Source organism: Hymenobacter chitinivorans DSM 11115 (genome assembly GCF_002797555.1).
GTDB lineage: Bacteria > Bacteroidota > Bacteroidia > Cytophagales > Hymenobacteraceae > Hymenobacter > Hymenobacter chitinivorans.
The window spans coordinates 2,344,481-2,371,024 of the sequence record NZ_PGFA01000001.1 but is presented as its reverse complement, the minus strand read 5'-3'; the positions used below and the strand labels follow the sequence as shown (position 1 = coordinate 2,371,024).

Annotated in this window: 18 protein-coding genes; 10 read left to right on the top strand and 8 right to left on the bottom strand. The window is 60.9% G+C overall.

The features are described from left to right. Positions 1 to 65: 65 nt before the first annotated feature. Positions 66 to 575, bottom strand: a complete 510-nt coding sequence (locus CLV45_RS10050; RefSeq protein ID WP_100336223.1) for a pyridoxamine 5'-phosphate oxidase family protein — start codon at positions 573 to 575, stop codon at positions 66 to 68. A gap of 118 nt (positions 576 to 693) precedes the next feature. Here CLV45_RS10050 and CLV45_RS10045 point away from each other — a divergent pair, with 118 nt between their 5' ends. Together CLV45_RS10045 and CLV45_RS10040 are read left to right on the top strand one after the other, a co-directional pair. Next, positions 694 to 1,311 carry an acyl carrier protein phosphodiesterase gene (locus CLV45_RS10045; protein WP_100336222.1) on the top strand — a complete coding sequence of 206 codons (618 nt, stop codon included), beginning with the start codon at positions 694 to 696 and terminating at the stop codon, positions 1,309 to 1,311. A gap of 70 nt (positions 1,312 to 1,381) precedes the next feature. Next, positions 1,382 to 2,107: an aspartyl/asparaginyl beta-hydroxylase domain-containing protein gene (locus CLV45_RS10040; RefSeq protein WP_157807402.1), complete on the top strand. Its 726-nt coding sequence runs from the start codon at positions 1,382 to 1,384 to the stop codon at positions 2,105 to 2,107. 56 nt (positions 2,108 to 2,163) lie between these two features. Here the strand turns inward: CLV45_RS10040 and CLV45_RS10035 are convergent, their stop codons facing one another. Then, positions 2,164 to 2,679 (bottom strand): FKBP-type peptidyl-prolyl cis-trans isomerase, encoded by a 516-nt coding sequence (locus CLV45_RS10035; RefSeq protein ID WP_100336220.1) that lies wholly within the window; start codon positions 2,677 to 2,679, stop codon positions 2,164 to 2,166. 429 nt (positions 2,680 to 3,108) lie between these two features. Here CLV45_RS10035 and CLV45_RS24910 point away from each other — a divergent pair, with 429 nt between their 5' ends. Continuing rightward, a complete protein-coding gene (locus tag CLV45_RS24910) occupies positions 3,109 to 3,450 on the top strand; it encodes a hypothetical protein (protein ID WP_157807401.1) in 342 nt (113 codons plus the stop codon). A 119-nt stretch (positions 3,451 to 3,569) separates the two neighbouring features. Here CLV45_RS24910 and CLV45_RS10025 read toward each other — a convergent pair whose 3' ends face one another. Further along, a complete protein-coding gene (locus tag CLV45_RS10025) occupies positions 3,570 to 4,658 on the bottom strand; it encodes a LacI family DNA-binding transcriptional regulator (RefSeq protein ID WP_100336218.1) in 1,089 nt (362 codons plus the stop codon). Positions 4,659 to 5,235: 577 nt separating this feature from the next. Between CLV45_RS10025 and nagB the strand changes: the two genes are divergently transcribed. From nagB to CLV45_RS09985, 7 genes are all read left to right on the top strand, one after another. Beyond that, a complete protein-coding gene (nagB, locus tag CLV45_RS10015; protein ID WP_100336216.1) occupies positions 5,236 to 7,152 on the top strand; it encodes a glucosamine-6-phosphate deaminase in 1,917 nt (638 codons plus the stop codon). Positions 7,153 to 7,295: 143 nt separating this feature from the next. Next, complete coding sequence (locus tag CLV45_RS10010; protein ID WP_100336215.1) at positions 7,296 to 8,582, top strand: sugar MFS transporter; 1,287 nt, start codon at positions 7,296 to 7,298, stop codon at positions 8,580 to 8,582. A 742-nt stretch (positions 8,583 to 9,324) separates the two neighbouring features. Further along, on the top strand, positions 9,325 to 12,369 hold the full coding sequence (locus CLV45_RS10005; protein WP_100336214.1) for a SusC/RagA family TonB-linked outer membrane protein: 3,045 nt from the start codon (positions 9,325 to 9,327) through the stop codon (positions 12,367 to 12,369). A gap of 36 nt (positions 12,370 to 12,405) precedes the next feature. Beyond that, positions 12,406 to 13,998, top strand: coding sequence for a SusD/RagB family nutrient-binding outer membrane lipoprotein (locus CLV45_RS10000; RefSeq protein ID WP_100336213.1), 1,593 nt, complete (start codon positions 12,406 to 12,408; stop codon positions 13,996 to 13,998). Between the two features lie 175 nt (positions 13,999 to 14,173). After that, positions 14,174 to 16,045: a beta-N-acetylhexosaminidase gene (locus tag CLV45_RS09995; protein WP_100336212.1), complete on the top strand. Its 1,872-nt coding sequence runs from the start codon at positions 14,174 to 14,176 to the stop codon at positions 16,043 to 16,045. Between the two features lie 295 nt (positions 16,046 to 16,340). After that, positions 16,341 to 18,926 (top strand): glycosyl hydrolase family 18 protein, encoded by a 2,586-nt coding sequence (locus tag CLV45_RS09990; RefSeq protein ID WP_100336211.1) that lies wholly within the window; start codon positions 16,341 to 16,343, stop codon positions 18,924 to 18,926. Between the two features lie 64 nt (positions 18,927 to 18,990). Further along, on the top strand, positions 18,991 to 21,132 hold the full coding sequence (locus tag CLV45_RS09985; protein ID WP_100336210.1) for an Ig-like domain-containing protein: 2,142 nt from the start codon (positions 18,991 to 18,993) through the stop codon (positions 21,130 to 21,132). A gap of 113 nt (positions 21,133 to 21,245) precedes the next feature. On the opposite strand, the gene CLV45_RS09980 is transcribed toward CLV45_RS09985, so the two are convergent. The 5 genes from CLV45_RS09980 to CLV45_RS09960 all read right to left on the bottom strand — a co-directional run bounded on the left by CLV45_RS09980 (position 21,246) and on the right by CLV45_RS09960 (position 26,417). After that, positions 21,246 to 23,228, bottom strand: coding sequence for an AAA domain-containing protein (locus CLV45_RS09980; RefSeq protein ID WP_100336209.1), 1,983 nt, complete (start codon positions 23,226 to 23,228; stop codon positions 21,246 to 21,248). 547 nt (positions 23,229 to 23,775) lie between these two features. Beyond that, positions 23,776 to 24,252: a hypothetical protein gene (locus tag CLV45_RS09975; protein WP_100336208.1), complete on the bottom strand. Its 477-nt coding sequence runs from the start codon at positions 24,250 to 24,252 to the stop codon at positions 23,776 to 23,778. A gap of 62 nt (positions 24,253 to 24,314) precedes the next feature. After that, positions 24,315 to 24,908, bottom strand: a complete 594-nt coding sequence (locus CLV45_RS09970) for a hypothetical protein (RefSeq protein WP_100336207.1) — start codon at positions 24,906 to 24,908, stop codon at positions 24,315 to 24,317. 108 nt (positions 24,909 to 25,016) lie between these two features. Then, on the bottom strand, positions 25,017 to 25,724 hold the full coding sequence (locus CLV45_RS09965) for a hypothetical protein (protein WP_100336206.1): 708 nt from the start codon (positions 25,722 to 25,724) through the stop codon (positions 25,017 to 25,019). A gap of 72 nt (positions 25,725 to 25,796) precedes the next feature. Further along, positions 25,797 to 26,417, bottom strand: a complete 621-nt coding sequence (locus CLV45_RS09960) for a helix-turn-helix domain-containing protein (RefSeq protein ID WP_100336205.1) — start codon at positions 26,415 to 26,417, stop codon at positions 25,797 to 25,799. Positions 26,418 to 26,544: the final 127 nt, after the last annotated feature.

Genomic DNA, 26,544 nt, shown 5'->3' with positions numbered 1-26,544 from the left:
GCTGACAAAACAACAAAAAAGGGCCGGAATTGCTTCCGGCCCTTGCTCCTGGTTTGGGTTGTGGCCTAGGAGGGGTTCACCTTGGCGTGCTCGTCGCCGGTGGGCTGGTACCGCTCCCCGGTCGTGACGGCCTTTACGTAGCCAAAGGCCCGCACCAGCACGTTGCTGGGCTGGTCCCAGTACTCACCACGGCTGATATCGACGCGGAGCAGGGAAATATTCGGGTCGTCGGAGCCCTTGGGAAACCAGGCGCGCAGGCCTTCGCTCCACAGGTCCTTGATTTTCTGCCGGTCGTTGACCACCGTGGCTGTGCCCGAGATGGAGACGTACAGGTTCTGGTCGGGCTTGGAGTAACCCAGATTGACGTGCTGCTCCTGCTGAACTTCATCAATCTTGGCGGAGTCGCGCTCGGTGAAAAACCACAACGTGCCGTCGGCTTCGGGCTCGTGGGTGTACATCGGGCGGCTGTGCAGCTCCCCACTGGGCTCCACGGTGGTCATCATGGCAATTTTGATGTCTTTGATGCGCTCCACGAGCTTCGTGACATCGTGGCTAACGGCTACTTGCTCGGCCATAGTATCTAGGGTTTTGGTAGTGTAAGGGTGTGTAAGGACGTACGGTCGGGGCGGGGGAAGGTTCTACGGCCGGGCTTGACGGACGCCGTTGCCGCAGTTTTCCAGTACTTTGCCCTCCATGAATTTTCTGGCCCACCTGCTGCTCTCCGGCGCCCCCGCCACCACGCCCGACTACGACGACATCGTCCTCGGCAACTTCGCGGCCGAAGCTGTGCGCGGCCGGGCCCAGGTGCAGGCCTACCCCGATACGGTCCAGCGCGGCATCCGGCTCCACCGCTTCATCGACTCGTTTACCGACGCCCACCCCGTGGTGCGCCGCAGTACCGCCCGCCTGCGCGGGGCTGGCCTGGGCAAGTGGGCGGGCGTGGTGGCCGACGTGGGCTACGACCACCTGCTGGCCCGCTACTTCACCGAGTTTCACCCCGCCGAGCCCCTGCCCGAGTTTAGTCAGCGCCACTACGCCCTGCTGCACGCCCGCCGCGCGGAGCTGCCCGAGCGCCTGCAGCACATGCTGCACTACATGCGCCGCGACGATTGGCTGACGGGCTACGCGAAGCCGGCGGGTTTGGAGCGGGCCTTGCTCGGGCTGAGCCGCCGGGTACCTAGCGCGGGCGTATTAGCTTCTGGCGGCTCCGCATTTCTCAGAGAATTGCCGGCGTACGAAGCTGATTTTCGGGAGTTCTGGCCGCAGCTGCGGGCGGGGGTAGGGACTGAGTTTGCTAGCCTCATATTCTGATTCCGGCCGCCGTGGATGCGCCCGGCCCGCGGCGGCAGTCTGTTCTATTCACCTCGTTAACTTGGCAGCAGTGATACAGTATATTCGATTCGACCAGCAATTTGACGCGGCCCGGCTCCAGCAGGAAGTAGCCCGGCTAACTACCGCGCTGTGGCAGGATCATTACAACCGCGGTGGCTACGAAGGCAGCTGGCGAACCTTGCAGCTGCGTGCCCTGCACGGGCAGTTAACTAACAACGTCGCCAGTCATGCCGGGACGCTGCCCGATGCTGCGGCGTTTCGGGACACGCCCCTGCTGGCCCAGTGCCCCTACACGAAAGAAGTGCTCGACTTTTTTCAAATCGAGAAAACGGCCGTCCGGTTTATGCAGCTCGACGCCGGCGCGGTCATTAAGCCCCACTGCGACCCGGACCTTAATTTCGAGCAGGGCGAGGTTCGCCTCCATATTCCGGTGCTGACCAACCCGCAACTGCATTTCTACCTGGAAGAGGAGCGCCTGGTGCTGGACGAGGGCAGCTGCTGGTACCTCAACCTCTCCCGGCCCCACCAAGTGAAAAATGAGGGCGCCACCGCCCGGGTCCATCTGGTCCTCGACGGCATCGTCAACGACTGGCTCCGGCAGTACTTCCAGCATTCCGGGCATCGGGTAGTACGGCGGCCCGAGCCCCTGCCAAATGAGCAGTACAGCCGGGAAGACCAGCACACCATCATTGCCCAGCTGCGCCTGCTGCGAGCGGCTACCGCCGACAAGCTGGCCGACGAAATGGAGGCGGCGCTAGCCAGCCGGGAGGAATAAAAACTAAAAACGGGGCCGACAGGCCCCGTTTTTACTATCAGCAAAATGGCTCCGGCCTAGTGGTGGTGGCCACCTTCGCCGTGCACGTGGCCGTGGGCCAGCTCCTCCTGAGTGGCTTCGCGCACATCGGCTACTTTGCCGTCGAAGTGCATGACCATACCAGCCAGGGGGTGGTTGAAGTCCATCTTCACGGTGTCGGCGCCGATTTCGACGATTTTGCCCTGCATGTGGTTGCCCTGGTTGTCGGACATGGGCAGGAAATTGCCTTCCTGCAGCATTTCCTCATCAATCTTGCCGTCGATTTCGAAGACGTTTTTCGGAATGTCGACTACGGCCTGCTGGTCGTAGTCGCCGTAGGCCTGCTCGGGGGTGAGGCTGAAGTTGAAGGCGTCGCCGGCACTTTTGCCGCTAAGCTGGCTTTCAAATTCCTCGGGCAGGCCGCTCTGGCCAAAGAGGAACACCATCGGGGCGTCGGCTTCGGCCGATTCGACCAGTACTTTTTCTTGATTTTCGTCGGTTACGCTCAAGTCGTAGGTGATGGTGACGACTTTGTTGGGGCTGATCTGGGCCATAATCGGGGTGGATTAGGTATCCGGGTTGGGTGAAAAATGGGTTTAGGGCGGCTAGTTACGGAAAAGGCCCGAAATCGGGCGGGTAATACGTCGGCCCGCCGCTAGTCCATACCGCAAGCTGCCGGGCAAGGTTGTGGCCCCGGCCATTTGGCGCCGCCAACCCACCGTAGCAGCGGAAAATAGACTACTTTGGCTGTACTATCCTCGTTAACCTATTTCACTACTTCTATGCGCATCCACCTGCTAGTGGGATTGGGCTTTCTGGCGGCCGGGCTGCTAAGCCAGTGTACCACCGCACCCGAGACCCGGACAATGCCCGCGGCCACCGCTCCAACCGCTGCCCTGCTGCTTTCCGCCAAAACAGATACTATTGTGACTACCAGGTTCGTGGAGTCTCTGGACCCCGACCCAAACAAGCCATATCGGGAAATGCCGATAGAACCGATGGGAGCGGAGCCAACGAACTACTCCGCCTCCGTCGTCTGCAAGCGGGATTCGCTGGGCGCCATGATTCTGGAAATGAAACTGAATCCGTCACGGCATTCCATCGAGAAGGTTTCTCTGGCCTTTGGCATGGCCCGCCCCAAGCAGAAGGCCCAGCAGATCGGGGGTGGAGTAGGGCACTACGATGCGGAGAAGCAGCGGTATTATTTCTCGGTTTACTACCAGGTTGTTACCCAGCTAGCCAACAATCAAATCCTCTACAGTGACTTGTATCCGGTGCACGGCTGGGTTTCCACCCGCACCAATACTCTCGGGCTGCAATTGTAGCGCTGCGCACTGTTCTTCTTGTGAAGGTGAGGACCCGGACTATTCCGCGAGGCTGCCCAACCTCACTGCAAGTCCCGCGGCGCCCGGGCCAGGTGCCGCGGGACTTGTGGCGGACTCAGCTACAGGTAGTACTCCAGGTTTTCCCGGGTAATAATGTCGAGTGGCAGGTACTTGAGCCGCAGCACCTCTTTTTTGAAGATCAGCTGGTCGGCCAGCGCGTAGATGCCCCGGTAGCCCTGCTTCTTGGGGTTCTGATTAATCAGAAAGTCAATAACGCCCTCGTTAAGGAAGTGGATGTTTTTCTCCAGCAGATCATAGCCCACCAGGCGGATGTCTTCGCGGCGGTAGGCCTGCAGGTAGGGCGCAATTTCGTAGGCCTTCGAAGTACTCACGAAAATTCCCTTAAGCTGGGTTTGCTCTTCGTCCAGGAGCCGATTGAGCAGGCGGGCAAACGTCGGATCGGCGGGGTGGGGCAGATCCACGCTAATAACGGTGTGTAGAGGCTTAGGCTGCGCTGGACTGGCCGGGTCAGTGGCAGCGGCCAGCTGGGCGAAGTAGTCGCGGAAGCCGCGCTCCTTTTGGGTGATGTGGGCGGAGTTGGCAATATCCTCGGCAATGTGCGCAATGAGGAAGGTGCCGGGCTGAGTTTGGCCGATCTGCACCAGCTTGCCGGCCAAAAAGCCGCTCTGGTACGAATCCTGCCCCACGTAGCTCAGGGGCTGCAGCTCGGCGATATACGTGTTAAATAACACGTAGGGAATGCCCTGCTGCTGCCACTGCTCAAAGTACGCCAGCGACTCGCGGTAAAACAGCGGGGCAATAAGAATCCCGTCGGGGCGGGCCTGGGTGGCTGCTTCGGCCTGGTCCCGAAACGAGTCTACCTGAGTCAAATTATACGGGTAGAGCACAATGTTCAAGCCGTATTGCTTGAGCTCCCGGGCCGCCTTTTCGATGCCGTTCCAGGGCGCCTGCCAGTAGGGGTCCAGGGTATGATCGGGCTGTAGAACAGCTAGTTGGTAGGTGCGGTTGGAGCCCAGCGTGCGCGCAATCATGTTGGGCTCATACTCCATTTCCTTCATCATCAGCAGCACTTTCTGCCGCACGTCCTCCGCCACCCGGCCCCGGTTATGTAACACCCGGTCTACCGTGCCTACCGAGACGTTGGCCTTGGCCGCTATATCCTTGATGCGCACCGCGTTTTTCTTCATGGGGTACTTTGCGCTTACTGGTAAAACATGCCAAAGATATCACGAAGGTAACACGCGGGCGACAAGCAGTCGAGCAGCTCGATGCTACCAGTTAAGAGAAGAGGGAGGTAAAGAGCAATAACCTTGGCCGGTCCCTTACCAAAGGCGCCTTCCTGGCGCGCTAGCAGTGCCCGGAGCGGGTGGCCGGTGGGGCGGAGTACGGATGGTTGGACTAAGATTTTTACTACTTGTTCGTTTGACGTCAATAAATATATCAGGAATTCTATAAGTAACTGCGTGTGCGCCCACTCAAGCGAAATTATTTTTGCGTGTGCGCACACATTTATTTGTTAGTTCACTTGCATTAGTAATTCAGCTTCGTTACGTTTGACTTAGATACTCTAGTAAGTGTCAGGAAAGTACTATTCTTTCTCTGCCTCGCAGCCTATATAGGCTATGCCCTCAGCCGGGAGCTACTTGCCCGGCTTCCTGACCTGCCGCCTGATACAGGATGGTCTTCCCACGGGAGGAGCCACCCGGAATGGCCACCTCTTGCTTCGTTCTTAAAATTTCCCACTTTTAAATACGAAAGGTCACAATGGAAGTCCTCAATTATCCTGAAACTACCTTTGAAAAGCTCCCCGTCACCATTTTCGATAATGCCCAGGAAGGAGCCGTTACCCTAGCCTACGAAATTGCCGAGCTGATTCGCAGCAAGCAGCGCAAGGGCGAAATGGTCGTGCTGGGGTTGGCTACCGGCTCGTCGCCCATCAGCGTGTACCGGGAGCTGATTCGTCTGCACCGCGAGGAGGGGCTAAGCTTCCGCAACGTCATTACCTTTAACCTCGACGAATACTACCCCATGCAGCCCGACGAGCTTCAGAGCTACGTCTACTTCATGCACGAGCACCTGTTTAACCATATTGATATTCTGCCCGAGAACATTCATATTCCGGATGGCACCCTGCCCATCGACAAGGTCAAGGAGTACTGCCAGGCCTACGAAAAGCTGATTGAGGACTGTGGCGGGCTTGATTTACAGCTGCTGGGCATTGGGCGGACCGGCCACATCGGCTTCAATGAGCCCGGCTCGGCCATCACCTCCACGACCCGTCTGGTAAAGCTCGACCCACTGACTATTACCGACGCCGCCAAGGACTTCATCAAGGAAGAATACGTGCCGCTCCGGGCCCTGACGATGGGGGTGGGCACGATCATGAAGGCCCGCAAAATCATGCTCATGGCCTGGGGCGAGGGCAAGGCCAAAATCTTGCATAAAACCGTGGAAGGAAGGGTTTCGGACGAGGTGCCGGCGTCCTTTCTGCAGCTGCACCCCCGCGTGGCGGTGGTCGTCGACCAGTGGGCTGCCGCCGAGCTGACCCGGGTCAAAACGCCCTGGCTGGTGGGCATGTGCAGCTGGGACGACCAGCTGATTCGGCGGGCGGTTATCTGGCTGAGTTTGAAAACCCAGAAACCCATTCTCAAGCTGACCGACGAAGACTACAAAGATGGCAGCCTAAGCGACTTGCTGGTAGAGGCCGGCAATGCCTATAATCTTAATCTGAAGGTGTTTAACGCCATTCAGCGCACCATTACGGGCTGGCCCGGGGGCAAGCCAAACTCCAACGACACCCACCGCCCCGAGCGGGCCGAGCCGGCCATTAAACGGTCGTTGATTTTCAGTCCCCACCCCGACGACGACGTCATTTCGATGGGCGGCACGCTGCTGCGCCTCGTCGACCAGGGCCACGACGTGCACGTGGCGTACCAAACCAGCGGCAACATTGCCGTGTTTGACGACGACGCCCGCCGCTATGCCGATTTTGCCCTTGATTTTGCCCAGAAAATGAACGTGGGCGTGGCCGACATGCAGCGGCAGCACGACGAAGTAGTTGAGTTTCTGCGGCATAAGAAGCTGGGCGAAGAAGACAGTACCTTAGTGCAGGACATCAAGGCGCTGATTCGCAAGGGTGAAGCCGCCGCGGCCTGCCGCTTTTGCGGGGTTAAGGAGCCGAACGTGCACTTCATGAACATGCCGTTCTACGAAACCGGGCAGGTCAAGAAAAAGCCCCTGGGCGAGGCCGATATTCAGGCCGTAGTCGATATTCTGCAGGACATCCAGCCCCACCAGATCTTTGCCGCCGGGGACCTGCGCGACCCGCACGGCACGCACCGGGTGTGCCTGGATGCCATTTTTGCGGCCTTGGCCCGCCTGAAAGGGAAGGAGGCCTGGGTGGAAGACTGCAACCTGTGGCTGTACCGGGGCGCCTGGCAGGAGTGGGACGTGGAAGAAATCGAAATGGCCGTGCCCATCAGTCCGGAAGAGCTGCTGCGCAAGCGCAAAGCCATTTTTAAGCACCAGTCGCAGAAAGACAGCGCCGTGTTTCCCGGCAACGACAAGCGTGAGTTCTGGCAGCGTTCCGAAGACCGGAACCACACCACGGCCAAGCTCTACGACAAGCTGGGCCTGGCCGAATACGAAGCCATGGAGGCTTTCGTCCGCCACCGGTTTTAGCGCGCTGGGTTGGAGAAGCCCTGAAAAATCCCACCAATGGCCGGAAACCAGCTGTTTTTGAGCCGCCGCTACCCTAAAAAAAGCGGCTGTTCCTGCCACTCCTGTGGCCTTGCTGGTCGCCGGCCCCAAGCCCTTTCTGACCTATGAAACAAGCTTCCCGAAGCGTCGTGCCCCCGCTGGCTATTATCGGCGCCCTATTTTTCATCTTTGGCTTTATCACCTGGCTCAACGGAACCCTGATACCGTTTCTGAAGCTGGCCTGCGAACTAAGCTACTCCCAGGCCCTGCTGGTGACGTTTGCCTTCTACATTGCCTACGTTTTTCTGGCTGTTCCCTCGTCGCTTATTCTGCAGAAAACCGGTTTCAAGAATGGCATGGCGCTGGGACTAGTAGTTATGGCGGCTGGGGCGCTGCTATTTGTGCCCGCCGCCCAGGCCCGCTCATTCGGACTGTTCCTGCTGGGGCTGTTTGTGCAGGGTGCGGGGCTGGCTTTGCTACAAACCGCTTCCAACCCTTACGCCACGATTCTGGGGCCGTTGGAAAGCGCCGCTCAGCGCATCAGCATCATGGGTATCTGCAGCAAAATAGCCGGGGCCTTGAGCCCGGTAATCATTGGGGCCGTGGTGCTACAAGGGGCCACGGCGCTGGAAACCGAGCTGGCCGCCGCTGGCTCGGCCGGCGCCAAGGCCGCCCTGCTTCAGCAGTTGGCCGACCGGGTTATTGGGCCCTACGTGACCATGGCGGTAGCCCTAGTGGGGCTGGCCGCGCTGATCCGGCTGTCGAGCCTACCCGAAATTGACCCGCGCCCGGAGAATCTGGAAGAGGCCGGCGAGGAAGCAGTCCGCAGCGTTTTCCAGTTTCCCCACCTGCTGCTGGGCGTACTGGCTATTTTCTGCTGCGTAGGAGTAGAGGTCATTGCCGGCGACACGATAACCCAATACGGTAGGGCCCAAGGCATCAGCCTCGACGTGGCCCGCAACTTTACGTCTCTGACGCTGGTAGCCATGCTGGTAGGTTACGTTATTGGCGTAGTCACGATTCCCCGGTACGTGGACCAGCAGACGGCCCTGAGCATCTGCGCGCTGGTCGGCGTGGGCTGCACCGTTGGCATTGTGTGCACCCACGGTTACGTGTCGGTGCTGCTGGTGGCCCTGCTGGGACTGGCCAACTCGCTGATGTGGCCGGCCATATTTCCGCTCAGCATTCAGCGGCTGGGCGCTTTTACCGAGCGAGGCTCAGCTTTGCTGATCACCGGCATCGGGGGCGGGGCCATTCTGCCCTACGTCTATGGCTGGCTGGGGGAGGGTATAGGCTTACAGAAAGCATACCTGCTGCTGATACCCTGCTACCTCTACATTCTGTTTTTTGGCGTGAAGGGCCACGCATACCAGGCGAAAAGCCGAGTGAAGTACGCCGTGCCAGCAGTGTAAGTAAGCCCGCTGCTTGGTTCTTGGTCAGTCAGCGCAGGAACGCTTACGTTGGCGGGCGGAAGAAAAAATTATATCAATGATAATTGAATGGTTGAATACTTGACGAGAGGGCGGGCGCTGTGCTGCTAGCCTACACCATTGAATTATTCTGAAAAAATATTTATGCGTGTGCGGGCACTCAATCAACAGATTTTTGCGTGTGCGCACACATATTTTCCCCAGACTACTTGTTTCGTCGCTCCAGGAAAATTATGTTTGATGCATAACTGTGAGTAACCGCTCTGCTCGTCTTGTTTCGTTCCCGGAATCAGACAATCAGCAGGGATGGTGAGAACAAGCAGCCTTGGCACAATCTAACTGCCAATTGCTTGCCCTGAGTAGAGTTTCGGTTGGTGCTACCTCTAGTAGGCAGCCAGCTTGCTACCAGTGGCCGCCCCTGAATACGCCCGAGTGCATTGCCTAACGCTTCATTACCAAACGCTACAGCCCATCTGGCCTCAGCAACCGGTAATACCTCAGTCCCAGCTGAATAATCCCTGATTATCCCAGCTGCTTCGCCCGTCAGAGCCTGCTCCCAGTACTGCCCGGCAGTACGTCCACCTAGTTGCGCATTCAATACGAATTCTTCTTTCCGGCCCGGCTTCCGGGTGGCGTCTGAGCGGGTATAGCTCCGGCTGCTGCTACGGTTGGGCTTGGGAAGCTGGTTTGCCGCGTTTTCTCTCACCAACCCCCACTGAAGGCTATGCGAAAATTTACTTGGCTTACTTTTCTGCTGCTTCTGAGCCTGCCCGGCTTGGGATTAGCGCAAACCCAGCCCGTGACCGGTAAGGTCACCGACGCGAAAGGCGGCTCCCTGCCGGGCGTCACCGTCATCGTCCGGGGTACCCAGCAGGGCACCAGCACCGATGCCAGCGGGGTGTACTCCATTGCCGCCGCCGATACGGCGACGCTGGTGTTTTCTTCGATTGGCTTTACCCCGCAAACCATTGCGGTGCGGTCCAGAAGGGTTATTGACGTGACTCTGAGCGAGAATGCCCAGCAGCTCGGCGAAGTAGTGGTGACGGCCCTGAACGTGGCGCGGGAGCGGAAAACCCTGGGCTACTCCGTCACGGAGGTGAAGGGCGAAACCCTGACCCAGGCCCGGGAAAACAACGTGGCCAACTCCCTGGTGGGCAAAGTAGCCGGTCTGAACGTCAACTCCACGTCGGGTGGGGCGGGCTCCTCGAGCAACGTCATCATCCGGGGCGTATCGAGTTTGAACCAAACCAACCAGCCGCTCTACGTCATCAACGGGGTGCCGGTGGAAAGCCAGCCCAGCATTGCCAACACCGGCGGGCAGTACGACAACTCCCCCGACCTGGGCGACGCCATTTCCAACATCAACCCCGACGACATTGAAAGCATTTCGGTGCTGAAGGGCGCCGCCGCTTCGGCCCTGTACGGCTACCGGGCCAAGGCTGGCGTGATTCTAATTACCACCAAAAGCGCCAAAAACAACGAGGGTATCGAGTTCAACAGCAACTACGTAGCCGAGCGGATCTACAACCTCACCGACTGGCAGTACGAGTACGGGCAGGGCGCCAACAACATCAAGCCCACTACGGCGGCCGGGGCGGCCCAGGTCGGCAACTCCAGCTGGGGTGGCCGGCTCGATGGTTCCAACGTCGTGCAGTTCGACGGCACCCTGCGGCCCTACGTAGCCCAGCGCGACAACCTGCAGAACTTCTACCGCACGGGCTCCAGCTGGACCAACACCCTGGCCTTCAGCAAGGCGTTTACCGGCGGCTCGGTGCGGCTGTCGGCCAGCAACCTGACTAATAAGGCTGTGGTGCCCAACTCGGGCCTGGGCCGGCAGACCTTCAACTTCGTGGGCACCTTCGACCCGTTCAAGCACCTGACCATCGACGCGCGGGCCAACTACATTCTGGAGCAGGCCGATAACCGCCCCATTCTGGCCGACGGCGCCGGCAATGCCAACTTCAACGTGACGTTTCTGCCCACCAGCCTGGACGTCCGCTCCCTGGAGCCGGCAGTAAATGCCGACCGTACCGAGCTGCAGTACAACACCGGCAACCCTTACAACACTAACCCGTACTTCGCGGCCTATAAGTTCGTCAACAACACCCGCCGGGAGCGGCTGCTCTCGTCGGTGAGTGCGCGCTACGCCTTCGAAAACGGCCTGTTTCTGCAGGGCCGGGTGGGGCGCGACGGCTACACCGACCGGTTTACGAGCGTGACGCCCTCGGGCACGGCCTACCTGCCCACGGGCAAAATCACGGAGCTGACTACCCAGTTTACGGACCTTAACGTGGACGGGCTGCTTGGGAAGACGTTTGAGGTGGGTGGCGACTTTGCCTTTACTCCCAACCTGGGCGCCAGCTACCGCCGGACCAAGTCGGAGGCCTTCCAGAACATCGGCTCCGATTTGGCCGTGTTTGGGGTAAACACCCTGGGCAATGCCAAAAACAAGTCGGCCCAGAGCTTTTTCAGCGACCAGGAAGTGCACTCGGCCTACGGCTCGCTGGAAATGGCCTACCGGGAGCTGCTGTTCGTGACGGCCACGGTGCGCCGCGACTGGTTTTCGACCCTGGCCACGCCGGGCAAAGACAACAAGCTCTACAACACGACGCCCGGCGTCAGCGCCTCGTTTGTTTTCTCGGAACTGGTGAAGCCCGAATTCCTGTCGTTTGGCAAGATTCGGGCGGGCTACTCGGAGGTAAGCCAGGCCACGCTGCCCTTCCAGACCCAGCTGAGCTACGCCTTCCTGCCCACTTCCCTCAACGGCCTGCCGCTGGGCACCATCAGCCCCGACAACGTGAACATTCCCAACACGGGGCTGCGGCCTTCCCGGGCCACGGAAATAGAAGTTGGCACCGAGCTGGCCTTTGTGCAGAACCGCGTGCGGCTGGACCTGACCTTCTACAAGAAGAACTCCAAGGACGAAATTGTCTTTGCCCCGGCCTCCATCAGCTCGGGTTACCAGGGCGCGGTGCTCAACTCGGGCGAAATGGAAAACAAGGGCGTGGAAATGCTGCTCACCGTGCAGCCCATCCGCACCACGGACTTCTCCTGGACCTCGTCGTTTAACGCGGCCTACAACAAGAACACGGTGTTGTCCTTGGCCGCCGGGCAGCAGCAGTCGGTGTACGCCACCTCCCGCTCGGGCGTGGGCTTCGTGGGTCAGATTGTGGGCCAACCCTACGGGCAGGTGCTGGCCTACGACTACAAGTACAACCCCGACGGCAGCATTGCCACCACGCCCAACGGCGTGCCGGCCCGCGGCGAGCTAAAGTCCTTCGGCACGGCCTTCCACCCCTGGACCGAAGGCTGGAGCAACGATTTTGTGTACAAGCGCCTGAGTCTGGGCGTGCTGATTGATGGCAAGTTCGGGGGCAAGATTTTCTCGGCTACCGATTACTACGGCACCCTTTTCGGGCTGCACAAACGCACCCTGGAAAATCGGGAAGGCACGTTCGGGTCCGACAAGATTGATGCCGCCACCTACTACAGCACCTTGGCCAACAACGTGTCGAAGGACTTTGTGCAGAATGCCGACTTCATCAAGCTGCGGCAAGTAACGCTGGGCTATTCTTTTCCCAGCGCCCTGTTCGGCAACCATATTCAACGCCTGACTTTGAGCTTGGTAGCCCGTAACCTGGCTTTCCTGAAGCGCAAGACCGACAACATCGACCCCGAGGGCAACTACAACGCCTTTGCCCAGGGCCTGGAGCTGGGTGGCGTGCCTCCCGTCCGCACCTTTGGCCTGAATCTGAGTGCCCGCTTCTAGGGTTTGCCTCACCAGTTCCTCTCAACGCACTTCCCCATGAAAAATAGTTTTCCCAAATACTCTGCGGCCCTGCTCGCCGCCCTACTGCTGGCCGGCGGCTGCACCGATGATTTCGACGACATCAACACCAACCCCTCGACCTACACCCAGTCGACGTTTGATGCCAATTACCTGCTCACGACCTCCCAGCTGGCTTACACCGGCAGCTCCGACTTTGCCTACGACACCTGGCGGGCCAACCTGATTTACAGCGCCACCATGATTCAGGGGCTTTCAACGGTGGTCAGCTACTGGGCCGGCGACAAGTACTTGCTCAATGAGGCCTACACGGCCGCCTACTGGGGTGGCAACACGGTGGGGGCCTACGCCGAGCAGGTGAAGCCCGTTACCGACATGGTCGAGTTTACGAAGGGCAAGGCGCAGTACAAAAACCTGCATCAAATTGGCCGCATCATGCGGGCCCTGGTCATGGCGCGCCTGACCGACCTCTACGGCGACGTGCCCTACAGCGAGGCGGGCAAAGGGTACTACACGGGCGTAATTCGGCCCAAATACGACAAGCAGCAGGATATCTACAACGACCTGCTCAAGGAGGTGGAGGAAGCTACGGCCGCCCTCGACCCCAGCGCCGACGTGCCGACCGGGGACGTATTCTACAAGGGCAACATCGCCCAGTGGCAGCGGCTGGGCAACACCCTGTTGCTACGCCTGGCCATGCGCCTGACCAAGATTGACCCGGCCAAGGCCCAGGCCTACGCTACCAAGGTGCAGGGTAAAACCCTGCTGAGCAACGCCGACAACGCCTACGTGGTGCACGACGTGGCCGGGGCCCGGGTAACCCAAAACCGCAACAGCCAAGTGCTGCTCGGCGACGGGGGCCAGGAAAACTACTACGTGAAATGGTCCCAGACCTTCATCGACTTTCTCAAAACCAACAACGACCCCCGGCTGTCGAAAATAGCCGTCACCCAGCTCTACCTCACCGACATCAGCAAGACCCAGAACCCGGGCGCTGTTTCGACGGCCGCGGCGCAGAAGGGTATGCCCAATGGCAAGGACCTGAGTGGCCGGCCAGCCTACGACATTTCGGGCGCGGCCAACTACACCACCTTTCCAGCCTATTCCTCGCCGAGCCCGGGAATGATTAAGCGCAACGGCCCCACGTTTGTGCTGACCTACGCCGAGTCGGAGCTGCTGCTGGCCGAGGCCGCCCAGCGCTGGGGCATCGGGGGCAGCGCCGCCCAGCACTACAACGCCGGCGTGACGGCCGCCATGACTTACCTGAGCCAGTACGACCCGGCCATGGCCGTGGCCGAGGCGGAAGCCAGTGCCTACCTGGCGGCCCACCCGTACAACGCCGGCTCGGGGCTGGAGCAAATCAACACCCAGTACTGGGCCCTGACCAACACCATGCTGGACTTCTACGAGTCGTGGACCAACTGGCGCCGCAGCGGCTTCCCGGTGCTCACGCCGGTGGTGTACCCCAACAATGCCACCAACGGCCAGATTCCGCGCCGTTTCCCGTATCCCACCACGGAAATCACCAGCAACCCGGACAACTACAAAACGGCCCACGATGCCGTACCGGGCGGTGACTTCCTGACGGGCCGGGTATGGTGGGATAAATAGATAGGAGTGGGCCGGCCCGGTGGCCGACGGGCAACTTACCCGCTGCAACGTGGTAGGTGCCGGTCAGCCGCCGGGCTACTCGCACTAGCCCACCAAGCAATATTGCCCGGCGTGCTTACTTTGGTGCCGCTTGCCGTTCCGCTGGCTTCTCGCTTTCCCGACCAACCCACCGTTTATGCCCCTTTCTTTCTCTTGTGCTACCCGACTGGGTGGAGTTCTGACGGTATGCCTGCTGGCCACTCAGCCGGCCCTGGCCCAGCTAACCGAAATGCCGGCCCAGCGCCTGGGGTTGGTGCCGCTGCCGCGCGAGGTGAAAGCCTATACCGCCACGTACGCCCTGCCCCAGAAGATAAGCATCTACGCCACGGGCAAAGATGGGAGCAACGTGGCCGGCCTGTTAAAGGAAATGCTGACCGGGTTGGGCAAAACCGTCACGCTGACCTCGACCCGGGCGGGGGCCAATATTGCCCTGCTCACGGCGGCCACGCCCAACCCCGAAGCCTATCAGCTCACGGTCGACCAGCAGGGAATCCGGATTACGGCGGCGGGCGGCCCGGGCCTGTTCTACGGCGCTCAGACGCTGCTGCAACTGCTGCCCGCCCGCTCGGCGGCTACGGCCCCGGTGCCCTACGTACGCATCAATGACCAGCCGGCCTTCCGCTGGCGGGGCGGCATGCTCGACGTGAGCCGGCACTTCTTCTCGGTCGAGTTCGTCAAGAAATACATCGACTTGCTGGCCGCCTACAAGCTCAATACCTTTCACTGGCACCTGACCGACGACCAGGGCTGGCGCATTGAAATCAAGAAATACCCCAAGCTCACCCAGGTCAGTGCCTTTCGCAAGGAAACCCTGATTGGCGCCCAGCAGCTGTTCAAAACCCCCGCCGAGTTTAAGTACGACGCCACGCCCTACGGCGGCTTCTACACCCAGGACCAGATCCGGGACGTGGTGGCTTACGCCCAGCGGCGCTACGTGACCATCGTGCCCGAAATCGAAATGCCGGGCCACTCGGTGGCCATTTTGGCCGCGTATCCGGAGCTGGCCTGCAAGCCCGGGACCTACGAAACCTGGACCATGTGGGGCGTGAATGAGGACATCGTGTGCCCCACCGAGCCCACGTTCCGCTTTTTTGAGGACGTGCTGAGTGAAGTAACCGCCCTGTTTCCCGGGCCCTACGTGCACATCGGCGGCGACGAAGCGCCCAAAACCCGCTGGAAAGAAAGCGCCGCCGTGCAGGAAATTATGAAAAAGGAAGGCTACACCGACGTGGAGAAGGTGCAGGGCTGGTTTAACCGCCGCATCGAGAAGTTCCTCGCAAGCAAGGGCAAAAAGCTCATCGGCTGGGATGAAATCCTGGAAGGCGGCATTGCGCCCAGCGCCACGGTAATGAGCTGGCGGGGCGAAAAAGGCGGCATCGAAGCCGCCAAAATGGGTCACGACGTGGTCATGTCGCCTACCACCCACATGTACGTCAACTACGGGCAGAGCCCCAAGCCCCACAGCCCCTACGAGCCGCTGATGATTGGGGGCTACATTCCGCTCGACGTCATCTACAACTACAACCCGCTGCCCGCCGAGCTGACCCCGGAGCAGCAAAAGCACGTGCTCGGGCCACAGGCCAACCTCTGGACCGAGTATATCACCACGCCCGCCGCGGCCGAGTACATGCTGTTTCCGCGGCTGCTGGCCGTGTCGGAAGTGGCCTGGCGGCCGGCGGCCGGTAAAAGCTACGCCGAGTTTCTGCCCCGCATGGGCCAGCAGTTTGCCCGCCTCGACGCCAAGAAAGTCTACTACCGGGTGCCCGAGCCCCTGGGCCTCGACAGCGCCAGTGTGGTCCGGCAGAATGGCAAGGCCGTTTTCACGCTTCGTTCCCTGGTGCCCGGCGCCCAGATCCGCTACACCCTCGACGGCCACTTGCCCGACGAAACCACGGGGCTCTACACCAAGCCTGTGGCTGTGCCCCTGAACAAGGGCCTCACCGTGCGGGCCGTTACGATTACTCCTGGCGGCCGCAAGAGTCCGCCCGCCGAGCTGCTGGTCAACTAACGTTACCGCTTTTTCCGTCCTTCTTGTTTTCGCAAGAGCACACCACGGCGGCTGCGCCGTTCTTGCCCACAATCTGAGTTCCCGGGGCCTTTGTCCCCGCGGCCTGCGTTTGCCTAAGCAACTCATTTGGTAGTGTTTCCGGTCCCGCTGTGGCGGGGCCCGGGCTGGCTACGGCCTTTCCGCAACCCGCTCTACCCGCCCCGCACCCTTTCGGGGCCGCAAGAACCTAGCGCAACTTCCGCGGCATTCATTGCTGCTGGATTTTTGGATTCCCCATCTAACCCCGTTCACAGCTATGAAAACTCTTCCATTGCTTCGGCTAGCCGAAGCCCGGCCCCGCCTTGCCCAAAAAGTCGGCCCCGGGAAACGCCTGCTCGGCCTGCTGGCCCTGCTACTTTGCTTGCTGCCCGGCCTGCTGCGCGCCCAGGTCAGCCCCACGGTGCCCAAGAAGCGCACCGACCACAATAAGCAGATTATCGGCTACCTGACGCAATGGGGGCCGTGGAAAGATATTCCGGGCCTTATCCCGAAGGGCAGCCTCAACCAGCTGAACGTGGACTACTCGCAGTACACGATTCTGAACTTCTCCTTTTTCGGGGTGGCCGTCGACGGCTCCATCCACAGCGGCGACTACCGCAACCCCAACATTGCCCAACCGGGCTCGGTGCAGCAGCCGGCCCCCCTCGTTAACTCCGACACCTACAGCAGCTGGGATTTGTACCTGCTGCAGGGTGAGCTGGACCTCATTCAGTACATTTCCGACGGCAGCTACGCCTACTCGCTGGGCTACCGCAATGCCGCGGGCGGCTGGTCGAACGTGAGTACTGGGGCCATGGGCGCGTTTCCGTTGGCCCTGCACAAGCAAAACGGCAAGCTCGGCCTCATCGACCTGGCTCATCAGCAAGGGGTGAAGGTCATGGCCTCGATTGGGGGCTGGAGCATGAGCAAGCACTTCGGCGACATGGCCGCCGACCCCACCAAACGGGCCCGCTTCGTGAGCGACTGCCAGAAGCTCATTGCCTTGGGCTTCGACGGCATCGATTTGGACTGGGAATACCCCGGGCAGGAAGGCATGAACTTCACCGGCCAGGCCCAGGACTACCCCAATTTTGCGGTGCTGGTGGAAGCCATCCGGACGGCCGTAGGTCCTAATAAGCTGATTACGGCCGCCTTCACCGCCGTGCCGTCCCGGTTCAGCCAGTTCGACTGGGTGCGGCTAAATCGGTCAATGGACTACTTCAACTTCATGACCTACGACTACAACGGGGGCTGGTCGAGCAAGGCCGGGCACAACTCGCCGCTGTACGACTACCCCGGCGCCGAGGCCGCCAATTTCTCCCTGGATGCTACTACCCGAGGTATTAAGGCGGCCGGTATTCCGCTGAGCAAGGTGAATCTGGGCGTGGCCTTCTACGGCCGGGGCGTGGTAACCAGCGGCCCGGCGGCCCTGAACGCGCCCACCGTGAAGCGGCCCGAAACCGTTACCCCCGACGGCCAGGTTTCGACCAGCGCCGACTTCACCAACTGGCCCAAGGACGTGTGGGATGGCACGCCCAACTACCAGGCAATTCTGGCCCAAACGGCCAGCTGGACCGAGTACTGGGACGACAACGCCAAGGTGCCCTACAAAACCAACGGCAGCTACTTCCTCAGCTACGACAACGAACGGTCGGTGGGCCTGAAGGCGCAGTACGTGAAAGACCAGCAGCTGGCGGGCGTCATCGTCTGGTCGGCCAGCGGCGACTGGCTGGATTTGGCCGTCAATACAACCACCTACGGCGGCAAGCTGGTGTCCAGCCCCAACACCAAGGCTCCGCTGGTCAACAAGCTCAACGAAGTATTCGGCGCGGGCACGGTGGCCAATACGCCGCCGACGGTGAGCTTGACGAGCCCGGCCAGCAACGCCACGTTTGCCGCTCCGGCTAGTATCACCATCACGGCCAATGCGGCCGATGCCAACGGCACGGTCAGCAAAGTCGAGTTCTACCAGGGCACGACCAAGCTCGGCGAGGACCTGACAGCTCCTTACAGCTTCAGCTGGAGTAGCGTAGCGGCGGGCACCTATTCCCTCACGGCCCGCGCTACCGATAACGCCGGCGCGGCCACGACTTCGGCCGCGGTAACCATCACCGTAACCGGCAGCACAACCCCGAATACGCCGCCCACAGTGAGCCTCACTGGCCCTACCAGTGGGTCCTCTTACACCGCTCCGGCCACCATCAACTTAACAGCCAACGCGGCGGATGCCAACGGGACGGTGAGCAAAGTCGAGTTCTATAATGGTGCTACGCTGCTGGGAACCGACACGTCGAGTCCTTACAGCTTCAGCTGGAGTAGCGTAGCAGCGGGCACGTATTCGCTGACTGCTAGAGCCACCGACAACGCCGGGGCCACGACGACCTCGGCGGCGGTGAGCGTCACGGTAACGAGTGGCAGTGGCGGCTGCACGGTGGCGGCGTGGTCAGCTACGGCCGTGTATACCAAAGACATGCAGGCCAGCCGCAACGGCAACCTATACGTGGCCAAGTGGTGGACCCAGAACGAGGACCCGCTCACGGCCAGCTGCCAGTACTGCCCCTGGCAGCTCGTGGGCCCCTGCGCCAGTGCCCGCACCGCCGCGTCGGCCAGCGTAGCAGCGGAGGCGCTGACGGTTTTCCCCAATCCGGTGCTGACTGGTAATAAACTCACCTTAGATCTGGGTCGGCGTTATGACCAAGTGGAGTTGGAGTTGACCGGCATCAGCGGGGGCAAGTCCTACCGGGTGGCGGCTAAGAACACGCGTACCGTCGAGCTGACGCTGCCGGCGCTACCCAAGGGCGTGGTGGTGCTTCAGGTGCGGGCCGACGGCCAGACCTTCACCAAGCGCCTGCTGAATCAATAGTTCTGTGGGGGAAGCTCCGCGCGGGCTTCCCCTTTTCTTTTCCCAACCAACTTTCCCAACCACTATGAAAACACCGCTCCTAGTACCATCCCCCCAGTCTACTTGGCTTAGCCGTAAAAAGCCGTTGCTCCGGCTGCTGGCCCTCTTTTTCGTACTGCTGACCGGCAGCTTCGACGCCGCTGCCCAGGCCCGGGTAATCGTGGGCTACTTCCACAACTGGAACAACGCCAGCGCCCCCTACATCCGCCTGCGCGACGTGGATTCGCGCTACAACGTCATCGATATTGCCTTTGCCACGCCCGTGGCCTACGGCGACATGACCATGACGTTTACCCCAACCCAGCAAACCAAAGCCGAGTTTATTGCCGATATGCGCACCCTGCAAAGCCAGGGCCGCAAGGTGCTGATTTCGATAGGCGGGGCCGACGCCCCCGTGGAGCTCAACACCACCGCCGACAAGGACAAGTTCGTCACGTCGATGAAGGCAATTATTACCGAGTACGGCTTCGACGGCTTCGACATTGACCTGGAAGGCACCTCGGTTATCCTCAACTCCGGCGACACCAACTTTAAAAGCTCCACCACGCCCAAGATCAACAACCTGGTGACGGCCGCCCGGGAGCTCACCACATTTTTCCGGGGGCAGGGCAAGGATTTCTGGCTGACCTCGGCCCCGGAAGTGCAGTACGTGCAGGGGGGCTACGGCAACTACGGCACGGCCTTCGGCGGCTACCTGCCCATTCTCTACGGCCTGCGCGACCTGCTCACCTTCGTGCACGTGCAGTACTACAACACCGGCTCCCAGAACGCGCTGGACGACAAAATCTACGGGCAGGGCACGGCCGACTTCATCGTAGCCATGACCGACATGCTGCTCAAAGGCTTCCCCGTAGCCCGCAACGCGGCCAATTTCTTCCCCGCCCTGCGCCAGGACCAGGTGGCCTTCGGGCTGCCCGCTACCGGCACCGGCGCCGCCCCCGCCGGCGGGTACGTCACGCCAGCCGACGTGACCAAGGCCCTGAATTACCTGGTCAAGGGCATAAGCTACGGCGGCCAGTACGTGCTCAATACGACGTACCCCAATCTGCGGGGCATCATGACCTGGTCGGTGAACTGGGACAAAACCCAGGGCTACCCGTTTGTAACCAATGCCTACAATTTCTTCAGCACCCTGGGCACCCCGAACACGCCGCCGACGGTGAGCCTGACGAGCCCGGCCAACAGCGCCACGTTTGCCGCTCCGGCTAGTATCACCATCACGGCCAATGCGGCCGACGCCAACGGCACGGTCAGCAAAGTCGAGTTCTACCAGGGCACGACCAAGCTCGGCGAGGACCTGACAGCTCCTTACAGCTTCAGCTGGAGTAGCGTAGCGGCGGGCACGTATTCCCTCACGGCCAAAGCCACCGATAACGCCGGCGCGGCTACGACTTCGGCCGCGGTAACCGTGACCGTCACCGGTGGCACCACCTCCAACACGCCGCCGACAGTCAGCCTGACGGGTCCGGCCAGCGGGGCAGCTTACACCGCTCCGGCCAGCATTACGATTACGGCTAATGCGGCGGATGCCAACGGAACGGTGAGCAAAGTCGAGTTCTATAATGGTGCTACGCTGCTGGGAACCGACACGTCGAGTCCTTACAGCTTCAGCTGGAGTAGCGTAGCAGCGGGCACGTATTCGCTGACTGCTAGAGCCACCGATAACGCCGGGGCCACGACGACCTCGGCGGCGGTGAGCGTCACGGTAACGAGTGGCAGTGGCGGCTGCACGGTGGCGGCGTGGTCAGCTACAGCCGTGTATACCAAAGACATGCAGGCCAGCCGCAACGGCAACCTATACGTGGCCAAGTGGTGGACCCAGAACGAGGACCCACTCACGGCCAGCTGCCAGTACTGCCCCTGGCAGCTCGTGGGGCCCTGCGCCAGTGCCCGCACCGCCGCGCCTAGCGCCGTAGTCGTAGAGGCCGCCGAGCTGTTGGTTTATCCGAACCCGGCCCAGGGCTCGGCGCTGACCGTAGAGCTGGGGCGTAGCTACGAGCAGGTGACGGTCGTCGTAGTCAATGACCGGGGCCACGAGGCCAGCCGGGCCACGTACCAGCACGTGACGAGCCTGCAGCTGCCGGTAACGAAGCTGCCCAAAGGCCTGCTCGTGCTCCGGATAACGGCCGACGGCAAGACGCTAACCAAGCGGGTAATGAATCAATAAGGCTTTTAGTCATTTGCTAACAAAAAGGGGCACCCGGTTTGGGTGCCCCTTTTTGTTGGGTATTAGTGAAATGGGTAGGAAGCACAATAACCTCGCAATGACACAAGGTATCTTTACTGCAACTCCCAGGCCGTGCGGTAGGCGCCGATGCTTTCCACGTAGTCCAGAAAGGCTTTGTAGAAGGGGTGGGAGCCCAGGGTGCTGGAGTCGCCGACGATGAGCAGCTTGCGGCGGGCCCGGGTCATGCCCACGTTCATGCGGCGAATGTCGGAGAGGAAGCCGATTTCACTCTGGGCATTGCTGCGCGTGAGGCTGATGGCAATAATGTCGCGCTCCTGGCCCTGAAACGAGTCCACGGTGCCGATGCTAAGCATGCGGTGCTCCATGAGGCCGACCAACTCGTCGTTGTCTTCCACCGCGTCCTTGAGGTAGTTGATTTGGGCGCGGTAGGGGGCAATGACGCCGATGGTCAGCAAGTCGTCGGTGTGGTCGGCCGGGTCATACACTTCCAGCAGCTGCGAGAGGCGCTTAAGCAGCAGGTCGGCCTCTTCGGGGTTGGCAATGGAGCGGCTTTCCTCGATGCCCAGCTCCTGGAAGCCGAAGCCGGCCGTGTCGAGGAACTCGACGGGCAGATCGGGGGCAAAGCGCAGGTCATAATCGGGCAAATCGGCGTGGGCCACGCTGGGCGCGGCTTTCAGGCGACCTTCGTAGAACTGCTCGGAGCTGAACTCCATGATTTGCTCGTGCATGCGGTACTGGGTTTCCAGCATCCGGGCCGAGTCGGGCTGGCGCTTAATGCACTTCTCGAACAGGGTTTCGCGCAAGCCTTCCCGGGCCGCCTGCTCACTTTTCACCGTGGGCGGCAGCTGCTGATGGTCGCCGGCCAGCACCACGCGGCTGCCCTTGGTTATCGGAATCCAGCAGCCGGGCTCCAGGGCCTGGGCCGCCTCGTCGATAAACACGGTTTCGTAGGTCAAATGGCGAATGGCGCGGTTACTGGCCCCCACCAGGGTACAGGTAATCACCTGCACTTTTTCCAGCAAGTCCTCGGTGATGTAGCGCTCCAGGTTGTCGGAGTCCTGCAGCATCTGGTGGGCCATTTCCTTGAGCAGGCGGCGCTGCTCGCGCTCCTCCCAGCCGAAGTGGCGCTTAAACTTGCCGGCCTGCTCGCGGTACTGCTCGGCCGTTTGGCGCATGCTTTTCAGCTCCCCGTAGCTCTTGTGCTCCATAATCTGGGCGTCGAGCGTGTGGTGCAGCAGCAAATCCGACACGCGCGAGGGGTTGCCCATGCGAATCACGTTGACGCCCCGCTCGGCCAGCTTCTCGGTCAAGAGGTCCACGGCCGTATTGGAGGGCGCGCACACCAGCACCCGCCGCTCCCGCCGGATGGTTTCCAGGATGGCCTGCACCAGCGTGGTGGTTTTGCCGGTGCCGGGCGGGCCGTGAATAATAGCCACGTCCTTGGCCGCCAGCACGTGGCGCACGGCCGCCAGCTGCGACTCATTCAACGGCGAAGGGTAGTACAAAGTGGCTTCCGCTTCGTCGCGGTAGCGGGCGGGCCTGGCGCCCAGCAGCACGTCGCGCAGCTCGGCCAGGCGACTTTCGTAGGCGCCCATCACCTTGCCCAGGGCGTGCTCCATCTCGCGGTAGCTCACCTCGTCGAAGGTCAGGTCCACGCCCAGCTTGCCGTCGTCGACCCAGTCGGGCAGGTCTTCCTTGTTGGTGGCCAGCAGGATTTTATTGCGCTTGACGCTGGTAATCACGCCCGAGAGGGTGGGACGGTCGGAGGCGGCGCGGCCGGGAATGTTGCCAAACAAAGCCGCGTTTTTGCCGACCTGAAACAGGTGCAGGCCGCCCTGGCCCGCCGGCCGCTCGATTTCGAGCACCAGCTTGCCGCCAAAGCCGATTTCTTCCTTGGTGATTTTGACCGGGTACCAGGTCAGGCCGCGCTTCTGCCGCTCGCCAATGGTGGCCTGGGCACTCTTGATTTTGAATTGTTCGAGGTCCTCTTTCTGCTCAAGCTTCATGAGGGCCTGCACCTTACGCAGCTCTTTCTCGATGGCGTAAGGGTCGGTATACGTGGGTTGTTCAGACAAAAGGGTAGTCGTTATGAAGTCCGCTATAACAACGGAAACGGCAAAATGGTGGCCGAAGGTCGGGGAGAAAATTAACTTTATGGGCTTGGATGGTATCCTGATTCTATGAAGTATTCTAATCCTCTTTTGCTGGCAATGGGACTTGCCTTGTCATCCTGTATGCATATTTCTACTGCGAAGCATAGTCAGCCAGTCTATTCTAAGTGCTATTTCATGGCCTCTGAAGAACCTATTGAGTTTGCATATTCTGAGTTCGTACAGCCGGTAGTATGTCATAAAGTAGCCGGGGTAAAGCCCAGTGGGTACCAGATGCCCCGCCAAGAAGGTGAGGCCATGTTTGGCAAGATATGAGTGGGGTCTAGCGTGCTAACATTAATATTTTCGACCCAGCAGGTTGGAGTGGGCATCTGATTATTTGTGAAAACCTGCCTTTGCAGAATGGCTAACGCGTCCTCAAGGGTATACGCCGTAACACCAAAACGATGGTCAGGTATGCTTCCTCCAGCAGGGCCAAATTCAATCCAGTATCGTTTCATAGTGTTAGTGTCTAAACCTGAATCCCGGCCGCAAGCAGCAGCTGCGCCAGCAACGCCGCCTCTCTCTGCTTCTGTTGCATCTCAGGCTGCCGCAGCTGCTGGTAAAAGGCAGCCAGCTCGGGCAGCGGCAGCGGCAAATATCGGCGTAGCGTTGCCAGGCTGAGCGGGGTGCGGGCCAGCTCCGCAGCCCGCTGCCTACTGTGCTGCCAGATAGCCGACTGTTGCGGCAGCTGGGGCAGCTCACCCCAGGAAACCACGCTGACTTCCCCAGTTTGCCGGTTTACTGCGAAGCCCGGCGCTCCGGCAAATATTTCCCACTGGCTTTCGGGCAGGCCAAACCGGTGGCACAGCTGGTAATCGAAGTAGTAGCAGTGCGCATACTCGACCGGCTCACTCAGCACGTACTCGTAGTCATCAGGAGTCAGTCCAGTACGATTTGCCTCTTGCAGGTGAGCCTGGGCCAACGCAGAAGCATCATGGAGCGTCATACTGAGTAATTGCTAACGTTTTCGGCTCCGTGGAAGCCATACCTTAATGCTGCTTATCCTCTCTAATTATAGTTTATCACCTTGGTGTAATACCGCTTCACCTTGCCGTCGGGGCTAAAAAGCAGCAGGTAGCGCAGGGTTTTATTGAAGGTGGAGAGAATATCCCGCACCCGGGGGCCGCCTTCCTCGTTGAGGCTGACCTCGGCCAGCAGCGTGTTCTTGCTCAGGCGGGAGAAGAGAATAACGGCGCAGCCTTTCTGGGCCCCGGAAGCGGGCGTCAGCTTGGCAGCTAAGGGAGAGTAGAACGGCCGATGGTCGGCCCGCTCATCCATCCGGAAAAGCGAGTCGAGGAGCTGCACCTGGGGCTGGTCTTTGGGGAAATTCCACTCCGTGCGCAGGGCCTCGCTGAAGGTGACGTAGTCCTGAAACACGAGACTGTCGAAGACGGCCACGCAGGGCTGGCGGTACTCCTCAAACTCCGGGCTGCGCAGAATATGCTGGTAGGCCGCCTGGTACACCAGGGCCGGGGCCGCGGCCGCTGGCGCCGGGGCATGGGTACTGGGGCGCGACCGGGCTCGTTTACGGGCTTGGGCTGCACTCTGAAAAGGCAGGGCCAGCAGCAGACTAGCTCCAAGGATCCAGGCAAAAATATTCATTGGCGTTCGGCGGGCAGGCGGTGCTGAGTTAAACTGCCCGGCGGCAAGATAGAGGCTTTCCCCGAGCACTGAACACCCGCGGGTATTCCGCTGCCTTAGGCAAGCAGTTTACCGTCCCCGGCCGCGGCTCGGGTGCTTGGCCAGGGCCTGGCGCACGGCCGCCACGGTGGGCAGGTTGTCGAGGTAGGGGCGCGGGACCGGGTCGAGGCGGTAGTGGGGGCGGCCGGCTTCACTGAGCCCGGCGTACTGGAAGACGACGGTTTGGTACTGAGTCACGCGGCCGTAGTACTGGGTGCCCTGCTTCTTGAAGGCCGGCTCGCGCAGGCTGCATTCGAGCAAAGTCAGCAGCTCCTTTTGCCCGTTCTGGTCCACGTCGGCAAAGAACAGGGCGGCCAGGCCGGTTTCGTCGCCCAACGACTCCAGGGTCAGCACCTGCACGGCGTAGGTATCGGCCTGGTAGGGGTCCAGCACGAATAAGTCGCGCCCGTACTCGTTGCCTTCCCCGCCGGGCACCGAAAAGAATAGCTGCTGGCCAAAGGTGCTGGGCCGGCACTGGTAGGCTACCAGGTCGGCGGAGTTGGGGAAGGACACCGGCAGCACGCGCCGCAGAAAAGTGGTATCAGCCTCGCCGGGCAGGCGCTGGGCCGTGCCCTGCTTGGTGGTTTGGTCTTCGCGGCGTTGGTCGTCGTCGGGGCCCTGGCTAATAAGCGCGGCGCCAACCTCGGCCGGTGCGGGCGGGGCTGATAGGCAAAAGCCGGGCAACCCCAGCAGGAGCAAGGCGGCCAACAGCACGGGCCGGAACGAAGAAGTGCGCATACGGACGAGGATCTGGCCCGCAAGTAAGGGGAAGTAAGCCGGCTTGCCAAGTTCCGGCCGGGCTTCCCGGGGCTAAGGCGTGGGGGCCGGGGGCTGTTGCCCGGCCAGCAGCCGCGCCAGCTCCTGGGCTTCTTCGCGCAGCAGCCGCTCCCGCAGAACCAGATGGGCGCGGGCCAGCGGGCCGGGGCGCTTCTCCGCATTGGTATCGGCTTCGAGGCCGGTAAGCCACTTTTCGGCTTCGGCCGGGTCAAACGTAGTATCCGGCACCGCTTGCGGAGTTGCCAAAGCCAGGCGCAGGGCCGCCAGGCCCTGGCGACGACGCAACCGGGCCGCATCCTGCAACGCCCACGTTTCGAGCTGGTAGCTAAGTCCGTCCGCCAGGTGCTCACAGCGGCGGATGCGACGGCGTAGCAACTGGGCCTCGCGGCTCTCTTTGGCCGTCTGGGCCAACCGAACCGGGGGCAGCGGCAAGGTTTCGGGCGCAGGCAGGGCGGGGCCAGTCGGGGGCATCAGGTCCCGGAGCTGGCTCAGGCGTCGGCGGGTGGCATCGGAAAACTGACGGCGGCCGGCTTCCACAGCCTGCACCTGCCGGGCCGTTACGCCGAGCCAGCGCCCCAGCTCGGTCTGGGTGAGGACAAAATGCTGGCGAATGTAGGCCGCAGTAGTTTCCGAGAACGAGGTGGGGGTGCGCATATCCGGAAGATACCGGGCGCAGGCGGAACGCAGTAGTACACTTGAAAAAAATAAATTGAGTGTACGACAGATCAGTAGTACACCCAATTTGTTTTTTTCAAGTGTACTACTCTACTAAGTGCCGGAC